This is a genomic window from Streptomyces sp. JNUCC 64, assembly GCF_054484115.1.
Genome location: NZ_CM137015.1, coordinates 4,120,986 through 4,137,166, shown reverse-complemented (window position 1 = coordinate 4,137,166; position 16,181 = coordinate 4,120,986). Strand labels below are relative to the sequence as shown.

General features: G+C 69.8%; 9 protein-coding genes and 1 pseudogene. 2 read left to right on the top strand and 8 right to left on the bottom strand.

Translation table 11 applies throughout. The annotated features are described in order from the left end of the window. Positions 1 to 20: 20 nt before the first annotated feature. The 5 genes and pseudogenes from ACVWNX_RS17020 to ACVWNX_RS17000 form a co-directional block, all read right to left on the bottom strand. Positions 21 to 134, bottom strand: a pseudogene (locus ACVWNX_RS17020) (hypothetical protein); the annotation flags it as partial. Beyond that, positions 131 to 850 carry an RNA polymerase sigma factor SigM gene (sigM, locus tag ACVWNX_RS17015; RefSeq protein ID WP_454407925.1) on the bottom strand — a complete coding sequence of 240 codons (720 nt, stop codon included), beginning with the start codon at positions 848 to 850 and terminating at the stop codon, positions 131 to 133. The pseudogene ACVWNX_RS17020 and the gene sigM, both read right to left, overlap by 4 nt. Before the next feature lie 33 nt (positions 851 to 883). After that, the gene (locus ACVWNX_RS17010) at positions 884 to 2,611 is read right to left on the bottom strand and encodes a protein kinase family protein (protein WP_454407923.1); all 1,728 of its coding nucleotides are present in this window, start codon (positions 2,609 to 2,611) and stop codon (positions 884 to 886) included. Positions 2,612 to 2,728: 117 nt separating this feature from the next. Continuing rightward, positions 2,729 to 4,981 (bottom strand): murein biosynthesis integral membrane protein MurJ, encoded by a 2,253-nt coding sequence (gene murJ / locus ACVWNX_RS17005; RefSeq protein WP_454407922.1) that lies wholly within the window; start codon positions 4,979 to 4,981, stop codon positions 2,729 to 2,731. Positions 4,982 to 5,028: 47 nt separating this feature from the next. After that, positions 5,029 to 7,530: a DUF6049 family protein gene (locus tag ACVWNX_RS17000; RefSeq protein WP_454407921.1), complete on the bottom strand. Its 2,502-nt coding sequence runs from the start codon at positions 7,528 to 7,530 to the stop codon at positions 5,029 to 5,031. A gap of 383 nt (positions 7,531 to 7,913) precedes the next feature. Here ACVWNX_RS17000 and ACVWNX_RS16995 point away from each other — a divergent pair, with 383 nt between their 5' ends. After that, on the top strand, positions 7,914 to 9,407 hold the full coding sequence (locus tag ACVWNX_RS16995; protein WP_454407920.1) for a CCA tRNA nucleotidyltransferase: 1,494 nt from the start codon (positions 7,914 to 7,916) through the stop codon (positions 9,405 to 9,407). 82 nt (positions 9,408 to 9,489) lie between these two features. On the opposite strand, the gene ACVWNX_RS16990 is transcribed toward ACVWNX_RS16995, so the two are convergent. The 3 genes from ACVWNX_RS16990 to ACVWNX_RS16980 form a co-directional block, all read right to left on the bottom strand. After that, positions 9,490 to 10,788: an MFS transporter gene (locus tag ACVWNX_RS16990; protein ID WP_454407919.1), complete on the bottom strand. Its 1,299-nt coding sequence runs from the start codon at positions 10,786 to 10,788 to the stop codon at positions 9,490 to 9,492. A gap of 223 nt (positions 10,789 to 11,011) precedes the next feature. Then, positions 11,012 to 12,094 carry an inositol-3-phosphate synthase gene (locus ACVWNX_RS16985; protein WP_454407918.1) on the bottom strand — a complete coding sequence of 361 codons (1,083 nt, stop codon included), beginning with the start codon at positions 12,092 to 12,094 and terminating at the stop codon, positions 11,012 to 11,014. A 44-nt stretch (positions 12,095 to 12,138) separates the two neighbouring features. Continuing rightward, on the bottom strand, positions 12,139 to 12,849 hold the full coding sequence (locus ACVWNX_RS16980; RefSeq protein ID WP_454414803.1) for a PadR family transcriptional regulator: 711 nt from the start codon (positions 12,847 to 12,849) through the stop codon (positions 12,139 to 12,141). A 393-nt stretch (positions 12,850 to 13,242) separates the two neighbouring features. Between ACVWNX_RS16980 and ACVWNX_RS16975 the strand changes: the two genes are divergently transcribed. Then, entirely contained in the window at positions 13,243 to 16,113 is a 2,871-nt protein-coding gene (locus tag ACVWNX_RS16975) for a transglycosylase domain-containing protein (protein WP_454407917.1), read from the top strand. Positions 16,114 to 16,181: the final 68 nt, after the last annotated feature.

The following is a 16,181-nucleotide window of genomic DNA, read 5'->3' as shown; positions in this document are numbered from 1 at the left end:
AACTCGGAGCACTCCGGGCAGAGGTCCAGATGCTGTTGGAGGGCTATGGCTCGGTCGGGCGACAGCAGGCCCTCCGTGAGGTCTGAGATCTCTTCGACCGCCGGGTGCCCGGCCGTATCGGTGCTCGTCGTCACGCTCGCCCACCTCCGCCCTTCACCGCAGGGGAATCCGTTGTGTCCGCCTCGGGCGGTGCTCCTGCGGGTGGGACGGTTTGCCCCCGGCCCTGGTTCCTCCGACCGTCCGACTTCTCGTCCTTCTCGCTCTCCGGGGTTCCCGCTCTGGCCCGGAGGTGGGAGAGCAGTGGCAGCAGCTTGGCTCTGCCACGGGCGCACCGGCTCTTCACCGTGCCGGGCGGGACCTCAAGCACGCTGGCGGCTTCGAGGACCGAGTACCCCTGCATGTCGACCAGGACCAGGGCGGCCCTCTGCTCGGGCGGGAGCGTCGCGAGGGCCTTGACCAGCTGACGGTGGAGATCTTTGCGTTCGGCCGGGGCGTGGGCCGATTCATGGGGCTCCAGCAGCTGCTCCAGCCGCTCGGTGTCTTCGACCGGCGCCGTCTTCCGGGTCGCCGCCTTGCGGGCGCGGTCCAGGCAGGCGTTCACGGTGATCCGGTGCAGCCAGGTGGTGACGGCGGCGTGCCCACGGAAGGTGTGGGCGGCCCGGTAGGCGGAGACCAACGCGTCCTGGACCGCGTCGGCGGCTTCCTCCCGGTCTCCCAGGGTGCGCAGCGCCACGGCCCAGAGCCGGTCGCGGTGGCGCCGCACCAGCTCGCCGAAGGCGTCCGGGTCGCCGTCGACATGGAGTGCCAGGAGTTCCTGGTCTCCCACCCCGCTGTGGACGGCGTCGGCCACGGTCGAACCACCCCTCCCGGAACCGCCGGTGTGTCAGCCGGTGAACTTCACGTCCGTGATGGCCTGCTTGTAGCCCGATCCGCTGTACTGGTCGCCCGTGGCATAGGGCAGCTCGGTCAGCCAGAGGACGACGTACCGGGTCTTGGAGGTCTTCTTGACCTCGATCTTGAGTTCCTTGCCCGAGGCGGTGGACGTCGCGAGCTTCTTCATCGAGCTGACCGGAGTCGAGGAGGACAGCGAGTCCGCCGCGTACAAGGTGCCCGTGGTGCGGTCTCCGCCGTAGTTGAGCCCTATCGTCGCGGAGGCGAGGGACTTCTCCGTACCGAGGTCGTAGACCAGCCCGACGCCCTGCTTGTAGGGGGCGAGCACCGGACCGTCGTTGAAGGACCGGGTGCGCCAGTACGTCGAACTGTCGCCGTCGTGGGTGAGACCCGCGTCATTGGCGTGCTGAGGGGTCCCGTCCGGGTAGTACTCCGCCGAGCTCTGGATGGTCAGGGGGCGGGGCGGCTTCTTCTCGGTGTTCTTCTTGTTGGTCTTCACCGGCTCGGTGGTCTCCGGCTCGGCGGCCTTGTCCTTGTCCATCAGGGCGTCCGCGAGCTGCCAGCTGCCGAGGCCCAGGGCGGCGATCAGCAGCGCGGACACCGCCCACTTCAGGGCCTTGCCCGTACGGCTCTGCAACGGCGGCGGCGGAGCGGGGATCGGGACGGTCGCTCCCCGGGGACCACCCGGGCCGGGCCGCCCGTAGGCGCCCTGCTGGTAGGTGGTGCGCTGGTAGTCCGGAGGGGCGGCGAAGACGGGCTCCGGCGGGCGGATGCGCGGCATCTCACCGATGGCCCGGACCAGGTCGTCCGGGGTGGTGCACGGCGGCTCCTGGCGGGAGGCGGTGGCGCCCTCGTTGACGAGGGCCCGCATGGCCAGCTCGGAGAGTCCCCGATGGACCCCCGCGCGCACCTGGTCGGGGGCGATGAGGCCGACGCCCTTGGGCAGCCCGTGCAGCCCGTGGGCGTCGCTCTCGTACGGCCAGCGCTGGGTGAGGCAGGCGTACAGCAGTGCGCCGATCGCCTCGGTGTCCGCACGCTGGGGAGTGTCGGAGGTGATGCCGCGCAGCGCGGCGTTCACCGCGAGACCGCGGATCCGCCACTGACCGGTGGAGGTCCTGAGCACCGAACCGGGGGTGAGCCGCAGATGGGCCAGCCCTTCGCGGTGCGCGGCGGCCATGGCCATCGAGACCTGGGAGGCCATCTGGTAGGCGTCGTGTGCCTCCAGGGGCCCGGCCGCCAGCAACGCGGTCAGCTCGATCGCGTCGGGCAGCCACTCGTGGACGACGTAGACGAGGTCGTTCTCCTCGACGGCGTCCAGCACCTGGACGAACCGCGGATCGCCCAGCAGCGCCGATGACCGGGCGGCCGCCAGGACCGAGCGGGCCCGGGAGTGGTCAGCGGGCAGGATGTGGACGCCGACGGCACGGCGGAGCTTCTCGTCCACCGCGCGCCAACTGCTGAAACCGTCCAGACGGGTGACGCACTCTTCGAGGCGGTAGCGCCGGGCCAGTTTGTGGCCGCTGTGCAGCTCCGGCGGGGCGGTCCGTTCCGTCCCGTCCGTGGTGTCGCCGTTCTCCGCGTCCGTGTCCGTGGTGTTCTGCTCCCCGGTCTCGCCGGTCCTGGCCACCCCGTCGGCCGTGGTCTGTCCCGCCTTGGCGGTCAGCGGCTCGTCACCGCTGTTGTCTGCCACGTCGACGGCAGCCGTGCTCCGTTCCGCCACCGTCGTTCCTGCCTCCCCAGTCGTTGCGCGCTGTCGTCGCCCAGGCCAATTGTGCCCACAGTCCGGCGCTATGCACGACACACGAAGGGCACCGATGGTTGTGCGACTGCCCCGTTCTCAGCGTCCCAGACGTCCCCGCACCATGCCGACCATCGAGTTCAGCTCCTCGATGCGCATTCTGCGGGCCGCGAGGTAGAACACCGCCAGCAGAGCGACCCCGCCGACGAGCAGGGCCGCCGACGAGCCGAGCACGCCGTAGCCGAGGAACCGGGTGACGCCGTAGCCGACCGCGCCGCCGACCAGGGCCGCGGGGATCGAGGCCATGGACAGCCGCGCGTACGTCCGGACCACCTGGGCACCGTCCAGGTCGCCGCCGAGCCGGGTGCGCAGCCTCCGCCAGGCGACACCCACGCCGACCGCGTAGGCGAGGCCGTAGGACGCGGCCATGCCGACCACGGCCCACCGCGCGGGGAGGACGACGTAGCAGACGGCCGAGGCGCTGGCGTTGACTGCGGCGACGATCACGGTGTTGTAGAAGGGCGTCCGGGTGTCCTCGTAGGCGTAGAAGCCCCGGAGCACGACGTACTGCACGGAGAAGGGGATCAGCCCGAGACCGAAGGCCATCAGGATGTAGCCCATCGACTGGGCCGAGGTGACGCCGGTGGAGGCGAAGAGCAGGGTGCACATCGGCACGCCGAGCGCGACGAACATGAACGACACCGGGACGATCGCGACCGCCGAGGTGCGCAGACCGCTGGAGATGTCGTCGCGGACCGCGCCCGGATCGTCGTCGTGGGCGGCACGGGAGATGCGGGGCAGCAGCGCCGCCATCACGGAGACGGTGATGATGGCCTGCGGCATGCCCCAGATCAGCTGGGCGTTGGAGTAGGCGAGGAGGCCCGCGCCGTCCTGGTCCGCGGCCTTGCCCGCCGCGGTCGCCAGCTGGGTCACGACCACGACCCCGGCCTGGTTGGCCAGCACGAACAGCACGGTCCACTTGGCGAGCTTGACGGTCTTGCCCAGACCGTGGCCCTTCCAGTCGAACCGGAGCCGGAAGCGGAAACCCGCTTCCCTCAGGTAGGGGATCATCGCCAAGGCCTGGACCACCAGGCCGAGGAGGGTGCCGATGCCGAGCAGCCGGATGCCCTCGTCGGGAATGGTCGTCACCGCGACACCGGATTCGGCGGAGGTGCCGTACACCCAGATGAACAGTCCGAAGGTGGCGATCATGACGATGTTGTTGAGGACCGGCGTCCACATCATCGCCCCGAATTTGCCCCGGGCGTTCAGGATCTGCCCCATCACCACGTGCACACCCATGAAGAAGATCGTGGGCAGGCAGTAGCGGGCGAAGGTGACGGCGACGCTGTTCGCCGCCTCGTCGTCGGCGATGGAGTCCGACATCAACTGGATGAGCAGCGGAGACGCGAAGACCGATACGGCGACGATGACGCCGAGGACCACCATCACCAGCGTGAGCAGCCGGTTGGCGTACGCCTCGCCGCCGTCCTCGTCCTCCTTCATGGAACGGACGAGCTGTGGGACGAACACCGAGTTCAGCCCGCCGCCGATGCTGAGGATGTAGATCATCGTGGGCAGGGTGTACGCGACGGTGAACGCGTCACCGAGCAGGGAGGCGCCCAGCGCCGCCGTGATCACGACCGTGCGGACGAAGCCGGTGAGGCGGGACACGATCGTGCCGGACGCCATCAGGGCGCTCGACTTCAGCACGCTGGAACCGCGTCCCTTGCGCGGCGCCGGTGCGGCGGCCTCGGCCCGGGGCGGGGGCTCGGGCGCCGGAGCGGGCACCACCGGGGCGGGGGCGGCCGGCTGGCCGGGCGGCGGGTAGCCGCCGCCCGCAGCCGGGGCGACGGGCTCGTAAGCGGGCCGGGTGGCCCCCGCCTGCTGCTGATCGCGGAAGAGGTGGGCGAACGCGTCCGGCTCGTGCCGCTGGTCCCCCGCCTGGCTGACCAGGTCGTCGACGCCCACGAACTGTGTCGTCCGGGCGTCGTCGCCGTACGGGAGGTGCTGGGTGGGCCCCTCGGGCTCGGGCGCGGGGGGCTGCGCCCACAGCCGGGGGTCCGGGGCGTACTGCGCGGGCGGCGGGGCGTAGAGCTGCTGGGGGTCCTGGTACGTGCCGGGCGGCGGCGGGGGGTGCGCGGCACGGTCGTAGAGGGCCTCCGTCACCGGGTCCTGCGCGGAGAGGTCCTGGCCCCGGTACGGGTCCTGGGCGTAGGCGTCCTGGACGTACGGGTCGGTCGGGGGCTGCTGGGACGGGTGAAAGGGGTCATGGGGATGCGGAGGGGGCCCCTGGGCGGAGGGGTCGCCGCCCGCGCCCTGTCCGCGGTCACCGTCATACGGCGCGTTCATGGTCTACCCCACCTCATCGTCCCCGGGCCCACGGGCCACGACATCGCTCAACGGTCCACTCTCTCACCCGTGCCGGACGGGTCGGCGCTTTCCGCAGCGGTGTCCGGCGTCGGGTCACTCGGCTGCTCGGGTCCGGTTCCCCCGGAAACGGCGGCCGGTGTGCTCTCGTGTTCCCCCGCGTTCACGGCCGTCTCCCGTGGTTCCACGGAGCTCGCCGCTCCGGTCGCGTCCTCCTGACCGGCGGGGTCACCGGCCGTCGTCCCGTCCACCGGGGAGGAGCCCCCGTCGGCCGGTGCGGCGCTCTCTTCCGCCGGGGCGGCTCCGGCCTCTTCCGCCGCCCGTCGGGCCGCCCGCTTGCGCTGGTGGTACATGCGGAACCCGGCGAGCACGAGCAGCAGCAGGCCCCCCGCGATGACCAGCATCACGGTCGGGGTCACCTCGTTGACCTGCACCCGGAAGCGCATCTTCTCGCCGTACAGCTTTCCGTCGGCGGTGTAGAGCTGGGCCTCCACGTCGACGATGCCGTTGGCGTTGGCGTTGGTGTCGAACTTCAGGGTCTGGACGCGCTCGCCGCCCAGCTTGACCGGCTGCTCGTCGTACGCCGTGTCGCCGATCTTGAGACGGTTGGGCTTGGTCGAGGTGAGCCGGAGCCGGAGGTTCGTGACCCCTTGGACCAGGTTGTTCTTGACCGTGACGGGGATGGTGGCGCTGCGCCCGGAGAGCTGGGCGTCGGACTTCTCGATCAGCTGGACGCTGTCCATCAGGGTGGCCAGATGCGCTTCCACCCCGGCGCGGAACGCGTTGCCCTGCGCGGTCCTGCCCCGCCACGACGTGGACATCCCCCGGTCGATCGCGCGTCCGACGGGGGTCACCACCCGGTGGGGCGCGGTGAGGACCGTGCTGAAGCTGTCGAGCTTCTCCTGGGTGTTCCGGATCTGCTGGAACGCCGCGACGCCCAGTTCCCGCTTGCGCAGGTGCTCGGGGTAGGCCCGGGCCGACGGCACCCGGGTGGTCGCACCGGGGTCCGGCTTGGCCTTCGCGGCGGCGGTGAGGTCCTGCGCCCGGGTCCAGCGGCCCTCCTGGAGCGTCTGGAGCGCCTTGGCCATGGACTGCGCCTGGTTGCCGGACGGCATCCGCTGCGGGGCCACCACGACGCTCCGGGGCTCCCCCGGGTCCTGGAGCGTGATCATCAGGCTCTGGGCGAGGAACTCCTGCACGGCGAGCGTCGCGTCCTCGGCACGGCTCAGATCGCCCTGGAAGACCTTCGACAGCCGTGCGTCGGCGACCACGGCGGTCGTTCCATCGCCGATGGGACGAGGCGCGCTCGGCGTGTACATCAGCCCGCCCGTCTCCACGAGGCTGTCGCTGCGGGCGATGACCGTATCGGCCCCCGCCGAGGTCGCCACGTCGATGACCGACGGGTCGACGGCGCCTTCGGCGGGCCAGGCGAAGTGGGTGACCGGCTTCACGTAGAGCGTCGACTCGACGGTCAGCGCCGCCACGTCGGTGGCGTTCTTGAGGTGGCTCAGCGAGCCGCCGACGCTCTTCCCCTTGTGGGCGAGCGAGGCGAGATCGGGGTCGGCGAAGGGCAGCGCCACGACCGTCTCGTCCTTGACGGCCTCCTGGAGGTCGGTGAGCCACTGACCGGCGACCGCGCGGTTCTTCCCCGCGACGGTCAGCTCGCCGTCCTTGATCCGGTAGCCCTGGGCCATCGCGTCGACGGAGGCCAGCAGGTCCGGGTCGATCACCCAGGTCACGTCCAGCGTGCTGCCGAGTGCCAGCAACTGCTGGAGGCGCCCGCCCGGGCCGATCTCCTTGGCCAGGCTGTCGTCCTCGAACACACGGGTCTGCTGGTCGTTGGAGCCGGTCTCGGCCGTCAGATGGGTGGACGAGATCAGCGGCCAGAGGAACGCCGTCTTCGTCTTCGCGTCGGAGTCCTTGGGCTGCCACGGCAGGAAGGCCCGCTCGATGCCGAGCACCTGGTCGTAGGGCTGGGCCGAGGACCGTCCCGTGAGGGCCGCGCCGAGCTGGTAGACGCCCTCGGTGTCGAGGTCCAGCTCCTTCACGGGCACCGAGATGCTGAAGTCCTGGGTGAGGCCCGGGGCGAGCTTGCCGATCTTCGCCACGTAGTCGCCACCGACCGGGGGGCCGTCCACCCCCGGCAGGTGCTTGGTGCGCCGGTCGGCGGCGTCGAGCGCGCTGCGGGTCCGCAGCACCTGGCCGACCAGCAGGTCGACGTGCGCGTCGGTGATGGTCCGCTTGCCGGTGTTGGTGACGGTGCCGCGCACCGTCAGGGTGTCGTTCTCGGTGGGCGCGGTCGGGGTCAGCGCGTCCAGGGAGACGTCGACGACGCCCTTGGAGCGGTCAGCGGCAGCCCTGGGGGCGTTCTGCGGGGCGGAGGCCGCCCGGGCGTCCGCGTGGGCCGGGACGGAGGCGGGAAGGGCCGCCGCCGCGAGTAGCGGCAGTGACAGGGCCAGGGTTCCGGTGCGCCGGAGCCACCGGCGGGCAGGTGAGGGACTGGTCCCCGTGAAGTCTGCCGCCTCGGCCACGCGCTCGCCCGTCCCTCGTCGTCATCAGTGGTCGCCCTGAAGTGCGTCCACGCATGGTAACGAGGTGGGCTGCTCACAAGTGCCGCGGTCCACCGCCGATCATGCCGCGATCGATCATGGAGTGGTGATGTTCCGCCTGGCCCCGCCCGGCACGCGGAACAGGGAAACATCGGGTATCCGCTCATGACCGTACTCATGCGGTTATTCACGATCATGAGTCTCAGGCGGCTTTCGTCCCGGTGGGGAGACCCGGAGGGGGAAGGCCAGGGGTGGCTCGTTCGCCCGCCGGGCCCCGGGGAAGGACAGGACGGCGCCGAGGCGCCCCCGACCGCCCGCGTTCGGGGCGCTCGGCCGGTGCCGGGGCACGCGTACCCTTTTCTGTTGTGCCGAACGCCAACGAAGACAACCTCAGCGCCCTGAGCCAGGCGCAGCACCGTGCTGTCAGCGAGCTGCTGCGGGTCTCCCCCGTCGCCGACGAGCTGGCCCGTCGATTCCAGCAGGCGGGGTTCTCCCTCGCCCTGGTCGGTGGCTCCGTCCGTGACGCGTTGCTGGGCCGTCTCGGCAATGACCTGGACTTCACCACCGATGCCCGCCCCGCCGATGTACTCAAGATCGTTCGGCCCTGGGCCGACTCGGTCTGGGAGGTCGGGATCGCCTTCGGCACGGTCGGCTGTCAGAAGGACGCCGAGGTCGAGAACCCCGAGGGCCCGGGGGGGCCGATCGTCCAGCGGTTCCAGATCGAGATCACGACCTACCGCTCCGAGGCGTACGACCGGACCTCGCGCAAGCCCGAGGTGTCCTACGGCGACTCCATCGAGGACGATCTCGTCCGTCGTGACTTCACGGTCAACGCGATGGCCGTCGCCCTGCCCGAGAAGGAGTTCATCGACCCGTACGGCGGGCTGGGGGACCTGGCGGGACGGACTCTCCGTACCCCCGGGACGCCGCAGGACTCCTTCTCCGACGATCCGCTGCGGATGATGCGAGCCGCTCGGTTCGCCGCACAGCTGGACTTCGAGGTCGCGCCCGAGGTCGTCGAGGCGATGACGGGCATGGCCGACCGCATCGGGATCGTCTCGGCGGAACGGGTCCGGGACGAGCTGAACAAGCTGATCCTCTCCGGGCACCCCCGCAAGGGCCTCACCCTGCTGGTGGAGACCGGGCTCGCCGAACGGGTGCTGCCCGAGCTTCCGGCGCTCCGGCTGGAGAGGGACGAGCACCACCGGCACAAGGACGTCTACGAGCACACCCTGATCGTGCTGGAACAGGCGATGGCGCTGGAGACGGACGGTCCTGACCTCCAGCTGCGGCTCGCCGCGCTGCTCCATGACATCGGCAAGCCCCGCACCCGGCGGTTCGAGTCCGACGGCCGGGTCTCCTTCCACCACCACGAGGTGGTCGGGGCGAAGATGACCAAGAAGCGGATGACCGCGCTGAAGTACTCCAATGACCTGGTCAAGGAGGTCTCGCGATTGGTCGAGCTGCATCTGCGCTTCCATGGCTATGGCACCGGGGAGTGGACGGACTCCGCCGTTCGCCGGTACGTCCGTGACGCGGGTCCGTTGCTGGAGCGGCTCCACAAGCTGACGCGCTCCGACTGCACCACCCGTAACCGGAGGAAGGCCACCGCGCTCTCCCGGGCCTATGACGGACTGGAGGAGCGCATCCAGCGGCTCCAGGAGCAGGAGGAGCTGGACTCCATCCGCCCGGATCTCGACGGGAACGAGATCATGGGGATCCTGGGAGTGGGTCCGGGGCCGGCGATCGGTCGCGCGTACGCCCATCTGCTGGAACTGCGACTGGAGAACGGCCCCCTGGAGCGGGACGCGGCGGTGGCCGCGCTGAAGGAGTGGTGGGCCACTCAGCCGCAGAGCTGATGGCCGCTGGTCATGTTTCACGTGAAACATGACCAGCGCGCGGTGAAGGGGTGGTGTTTCACGTGAAACACCACCCCTTCTCTCATGCTCCCGTGACGGGGGTGGAGCGCTGGTGAGGACGGTTGCGGGCCAGGAACAGGGCGACCGCGGCGTAGAGGCACGCCACGGTGATCACCAGAGGAGTCGAACGGCCGTCCGGTGGCAGCATCAGCGCGGCCACTCCGGCGGCACCGACGAACGCGACGTTGAACAACACGTCGTACACGGCGAAGATCCGCCCCCGGAAACCGTCGTCGACTGAGGACTGGACGACCGTGTCCGTGGCGATCTTGGCGCCCTGCGTGGCCACTCCGATGAGGAAGGCAGCGGCGAGTACGGGCACCGGGGTGAAGGGCAGGACCAACGCGGGGCTCAGCACGGCCACGGAACCGGCGCACACCGTGATCCACCCATGGGGCCCCAGCCGTCCTGCGGCCCATGGGGTGATGAGCGCGGCGACGAAGAACCCGGCACCGGAGACACCGACCGCGAGACCCAGCAGAGCGAGCCCTCGTTCCGCGGAGTCGTCCCCGGGAGCCCAGGCGTACCGGCACAGCATCAGCACCATGACGGTCAGCGCGCCGTAGCAGAACCGCATCACCGTCATCGCGCCCAGCGCTCTGGCCGCCGCCCGGCGCCCGGGGCTCCTCAGATGCCGTACACCGGCGATCAGCCCGTGCGCGGTGCCCTGGAGCTGCTCCCGCAGCCGCACACGACGGTGGACGGGCTCGGGGCCGAGCGCTCGCTTCCCGATCCGCAGCGCGGCGAGCGCGGTGGCCAGGTAGAGAACGGCGCCGAGGACGACGACGGCGGCATCGGAGTCCGAGACGAGCAGACGGACTCCGAACGCGAGGCCACCACCCGCCAGGGCGGCGAGGGTGCCCGCGGTCGGCGACAGGGAGTTCGCGATCACCAGCCGCTCGCCGTCCACCACCCGGGGCAGCGCGGCCGACAACCCGGCGAGGACGAAACGGTTGACGGCCGTGACGCAGAGGGCGGAAGCGTAGAAGAGCCAGTCCGGAACCTCGCTGAGGATCAGAACGGCGGTCGCCACGGCCAGACCCGCGCGCAGCAGGCTTCCATGGAGGAACACCTGGCGTCGGGGCCAGCGGTCGAGCAGCACCCCGGCGAACGGGCCGACGAGGGAGTACGGCAGGAGGAGGACCGCCATCGCGGAGGCGATGGCGGCGGGGGAGGTCTGCTTCTCGGGGGAGAAGACCACATAGGTGGCGAGCGCCACCTGGTACACGCCGTCGGCCCCCTGGGACAGCAGACGGACGGCGAGCAGCCGCCGGAAGCCACGGAAGCGCAGGAGAACGCGCAGATCCCGTACGACGGCCATGGGCCCACCCTCACATACGCGAGGGGTCCCCGGGCGGAAACCCGGGGACCCCTGTACGGCTTCGTGCGAGGGCGGACGACGGTCCTCCCGGAGGGAAGCGGGTCCTCGGCGCGCGGGGCGCGCCGAGCACCCGCTCCTGTGGTCACTGCGGTGACGGTGTCCCCGGCCCTGGAGGGGCCTAGGGAACCGTCACGGCGTGCCGGGTGGGGGCCGCCGCGAGCGGTCAGCGCTCGGCTTCACCCTTGATGAACTTCTCCACGTTCTCGCGGGCCTCGTCGTCGAAGTACTGGACCGGAGGCGACTTCATGAAGTAGCTGCTCGCCGAGAGGATGGGGCCACCGATGCCCCGGTCCTTGGCGATCTTGGCGGCGCGCAGGGCGTCGATGATGACGCCGGCGGAGTTCGGGGAGTCCCAGACCTCGAGCTTGTACTCCAGGTTCAGCGGGACGTCACCGAACGCACGGCCCTCCAGGCGGACGTACGCCCACTTGCGGTCGTCCAGCCACGCGACGTAGTCGGACGGGCCGATGTGGACGTTCTTCTCGCCGAGCTCCCGGTCGGGGATCTGCGAGGTGACGGCCTGCGTCTTGGAGATCTTCTTGGACTCCAGCCGGTCGCGCTCCAGCATGTTCTTGAAGTCCATGTTGCCACCGACGTTCAGCTGCATCGTGCGGTCCAGGACGACGCCCCGGTCCTCGAACAGCTTCGCCATGACGCGGTGCGTGATGGTGGCACCGACCTGGGACTTGATGTCGTCACCGACGATCGGCACACCGGCCTCGGTGAACTTGTCAGCCCACTCCTTGGTGCCCGCGATGAAGACGGGGAGGGCGTTGACGAAGCCGACCTTGGCGTCGATGGCGCACTGGGCGTAGAACTTCGCCGCGTCCTCGGAGCCGACGGGCAGATAGCAGACGAGGACGTCGACCTGCCGGTCCTTGAGGATCTGGACGACGTCGACCGGGGCCTCGGAGGACTCCTCGATGGTCTCGCGGTAGTACTTGCCCAGACCGTCGAGGGTGTGGCCGCGCTGGACGGTCACGCCGGAGGACGGGACGTCGCAGATCTTGATGGTGTTGTTCTCGCTGGCGCCGATGGCGTCCGCCAGGTCGAGGCCGACCTTCTTGGCGTCCACGTCGAAGGCGGCCACGAATTCCACGTCACGGACGTGGTACTCGCCGAACTGCACGTGCATCAGGCCCGGGACCTTGGACGCCGGGTCGGCGTCCTTGTAGTACTCGACGCCCTGCACCAGCGAGGCGGCGCAGTTGCCCACGCCGACGATGGCTACGCGAACCGAACCCATTCCGGTTGCTCCCTGTGTGTACTCGGTGAAGTCCTGAGTGGACTTCACATGGCGGTGTCATCGGACGGATCCGGCCGGGAGGTGTCCCCGTGCCGGGGCAGGCCGCCCGCTTTCCCTGAGGTGTCCTGCTGAGCTGTGCCGGGGCGAGCGGAGTCCCCGCCGGGGGCCGGGGCGGACGGCTGCTGCCGTTGGTCCCGCCCCACCCGCTCGCTCTCGATCAGCTCGTTCAGCCAGCGCACTTCCCGCTCCACGGACTCCATTCCGTGACGCTGAAGTTCGAGGGTGTAGTCGTCGAGGCGCTCCCGGGTCCGTGCCAGGGAGGCGCGCATCTTCTCCAGACGCTCCTCCAGCCGGCTTCGGCGCCCTTCGAGGACGCGCATGCGCACGTCCCTCGACGTCTGCCCGAAGAAGGCGAAGCGAGCGGCGAAGTGCTCGTCCTCGTAAGCATCGGGACCCGTCTGGGAGAGCAGGTCCTCGAAGTGCTCCTTACCTTCCGCGGTCAGCCGGTAGACGATCTTCGCGCGGCGCCCCGCCAGTGGTGCGGCGAGGGTGTCCTCGGAGGCGCCTCCGGACTCCTCGATCAACCATCCGCTGGCGACGAGGGTCTTCAGGCAGGGATAGAGCGACCCGTAGCTGAAGGCGCGGAACACCCCCAGCGATGTATTGAGTCGTTTCCGCAGCTCGTAGCCGTGCATGGGGGCCTCGCGCAGCAGGCCGAGGACGGCGAACTCGAGGATGCCGGAGCGCCTGCTCACCATCGCCTCCTTGCCGGTCCGCTGTGGCCGTCCGCCGGGGCCGAAGCCCCCTTCCCGGCCTTTATGCCGAGCTGATGTATCGACTCGATACATCACGACGATAGAACGGCCTTCCGCATGCGACAAGAGGGAGCACGGTGAACGGCGTCACATCACTGATTCGTGCGAAGCAAGTTGCCTGATTTGGGGTGAACTTCAGGACTAGGCGGGTTTTGACGGTGCGTAGTCTGTGCGGCATGCAGTTCAGCGGGAACCGAGGGGCGTGGCAGCACGTCATGGTTCTGGACGCATTGCGGATGGGTGTCGAGCGGTGCCGTGTCCGTATATCGGGGGAATCGGAAAGCAGCCGCCGTTCTCAGGCGCGGGAGCGCCTGCCCTAGGAGTAGTCGTTCGATGAGCGAGCACCGTCGGAAACCGCCGCAGCCGCAGAGTGGCGGACGCGCCGCGGCGCGACGCGGCACGTCCGGATCCGTGGGCCGGCGCGCGGCCCCGCACAGCACGGAGTCCCCGTCCGCCTCGTTTGGCCCTCCCGAGGGGGACCACGACGCGGAGGAGCGCCCTTACGGAGGCCGGGCGGGCGCCCGGCGGGCCGCCCAGCGGTCCGGGGGCTCCCGGCGGCGGCCGACCGAAGGCGGCCGTGGCGCGGGAGGTGCGGGCGGTGGGCCCGGGCGGGGCCGCGGTCGCGGCGGGCAGCCCGCCAAGAAGCGGTTCATCGACTATCCGCGGTCGGGCAAGTACGGGTGGCAGCGCTGGATGCCGTCCTGGCGGCTGGTGACCGGTGTCTTCATCGGCTTCCTGGGCGTGCTGATGGGGGCCGCGGGCATCGGGTACGCCTTGGTGGACGTACCCGACCCGAACAAGGCCGCGAAAGCCGAAAGCAACGTCTTCTACTGGGCCGACGGCACCCAGATGGCAGCCACCGGGGGTGAGAAGAACCGCCAGATCGTGGAGATCGACCAGATCCCCACGTCGATGCAGGAAGCCGTCATCGCCGCCGAGAACGCCACGTTCCGCAAGGACAAGGGCGTGGACCCCGTGGGCATCGGGCGGGCGGTGGTCAACATGGCCACGGGCGGGGACACCCAGGGCGGCTCGACGATCACCCAGCAGTACGTGAAGAACACGTTCCTCAGCCAGGAGCAGACGGTCACCCGCAAGGTCCAGGAACTCTTCATCTCGATCAAGGTGAACGCCAAGAACACCAAGGACGAGATCCTCGCCGGCTACCTCAACACCGCCTTCTACGGGCGCAACGCCTACGGCATCCAGGCCGCCGCGCAGGCGTACTTCCACAAGGACTCCGAGCAGCTTGAGCCCGAGGAGTCCGCCTTCCTGGCCGGTCTCCTCAAGGGACCGAACCTCTTCAACCCCGACGGTGGGGTGGGCTCCGCCGCCACGCCCGAGGCCAACCGCGAGCGGGCCGAGAAGCGGTGGCGCTGGATCCTGGACCGCCAGGTCGAGGTGGGGCTGATGGACGCCTCGGAGCGGCAGAAGTACACCAAGTTCCCCAAGCTGGAGAAGCAGCGCTCGACGCTCGCCGGCCAGACCGGGTACCTGGTCGACGTCGCCAAGGACTACGTGGCGAAGAAGACCGGCCTGAAGCCGGAGCAGCTGGAGCAGGGCGGGTACCACGTCTACACGACCTTCGACAAGAAGAAGGTCCAGCAGCTGGAGAAGGCGGTGGACGAGACCAGGAAGGGATTCCTGGACGAGGACAAGCGGAAGAAGGACAAGCACGTCCAGTTCGGTGCCGCCTCGGTGGATCCTAAGAACGGCAAGATCGTGGCGCTCTACGGAGGCAAGGGCTACGACGAGGGCCACTACACCAACAACGCCAACACCAGTGGTGTGCCCGTCGGCTCCACCTGGAAGCCCTTCGTGCTGGCGTCCGCGATGGAGTACGGCACCTACGCCAACGGCCGCAAGCCCCTGTCGGTGATGACCAAGTACAACGGCAACGACCTGATCGTCATCAACGACAAGAACGGCAACCCGATCGAGGACGCCAAGGGCCGCCCCTTCCGCCAGAAGAACGAGGGCACCAAGGAGTGGGGTGACGTCACGCTGTTCGACGCGATGCAGGACTCCATCAACACCCCCTTCGTCCAGCTCGGCATCGACGTGGGTCTCGCCAACACCCGCAAGACCACCAAGAGGCTGGGCATCCTGGAAGAGAGCTTCGACAAGAACAACCTCGGGAACGCGTCGTTCTCCCTCGGTACCTCGACCCCGAGCGCGATCCGGATGGCGGACTCCTACGCCACCTTCGCCAACTCCGGGAAGCAGTACGAGCCCTACTCGGTGACCAGGGTCGTCAACAGCAAGAAGGAGGAGCTGGAGGGCTTCGAGCCGCCCAAGCGGTCGAACGCCCTGCCCGCCCCCATCGCGGACACCATCACCAAGGTGCTGGAGAACGTCGTCCAGAACGGCACCGCCAAGCGGATCAAGGACATCGGGTTCCCGGTGGCGGGGAAGACCGGCACCACGGACAAGAACAAGTCCGCCTGGTTCGTCGGGTACACCCAGGAGCTGTCCACCGCGGTCACCCTGTTCCGGACCGACCCCAAGGAGGGCAAGCTGCTCTCCATGAACGGCACGGGTGGAGTGGACTCCATCCACGGTGGTGACATCCCGGCGCAGCTCTGGGAGGACTACATGTCCGAGGCCCTGAAGGGCGTCGATCACAAGCCCTTCCCGGATCCCGACGAGTACGGCGAGGTCTACAGCTCCGCTCCCCCCTCGTCTTCCGCTCCCCCGGCCACCGAGGAGCCCGCGGAGGAGACCGAGGAACCGACCACTCCGCCGACCACGAAGGAGGAAGAGGAGGAGGAAGAGGAAGAGGAGCCGACCACTCCGCCGACCACGGACAAGGAGTGCGAGGAGTGGGACTGGGACTGCAACGTCGGAGGCTCGGCGAACCAGGGCGCCGCGAACGGTGGTGCTGACGGCGGGGCGACCAACGGCGGGGCGACGAACGGCGGCGCGACGAATGCCGGGGCCACCAACGGCGGCGCGACCAACGCCGGAGCCACCAACGGCGGGGCGACCAACGGCGGGGCGACGAACGGCGGCGCGACGAATGCCGGGGCCACCAACGGCGGCGCGACCAACGCCGGAGCCACCAACGGCGGGGCGACCAACGGCGGGGCGACGAACGGCGGCGCGACGAATGCCGGGGCCACCAACGGCGGCGCGACCAACGCCGGAGCCACCAACGGCGGCAACGACGGAAGCTTCTTCGGAGGGACGGGGGCCGCTCCCTAGCGGGCTCGTCCGGCCGGGCGGCTCCGTGAGGAACCCCCCGAGCGCTCACTGAGCGTGGTCGATGTTTC

What these genes read in the sequence shown, in the direction of transcription:
- ACVWNX_RS16990 (WP_454407919.1), bottom strand. Translation starts at nt 10,788, where the DNA reads ATGGCCGTCGTACGGGATCTGCGCGTTCTCCTGCGCTTCCGTGGCTTC.
- ACVWNX_RS16975 (WP_454407917.1), top strand. Translation starts at nt 13,243, where the DNA reads ATGAGCGAGCACCGTCGGAAACCGCCGCAGCCGCAGAGTGGCGGACGC.
- ACVWNX_RS16985 (WP_454407918.1), bottom strand. Translation starts at nt 12,094, where the DNA reads ATGGGTTCGGTTCGCGTAGCCATCGTCGGCGTGGGCAACTGCGCCGCC.
- murJ (WP_454407922.1), bottom strand. Translation starts at nt 4,981, where the DNA reads ATGAACGCGCCGTATGACGGTGACCGCGGACAGGGCGCGGGCGGCGAC.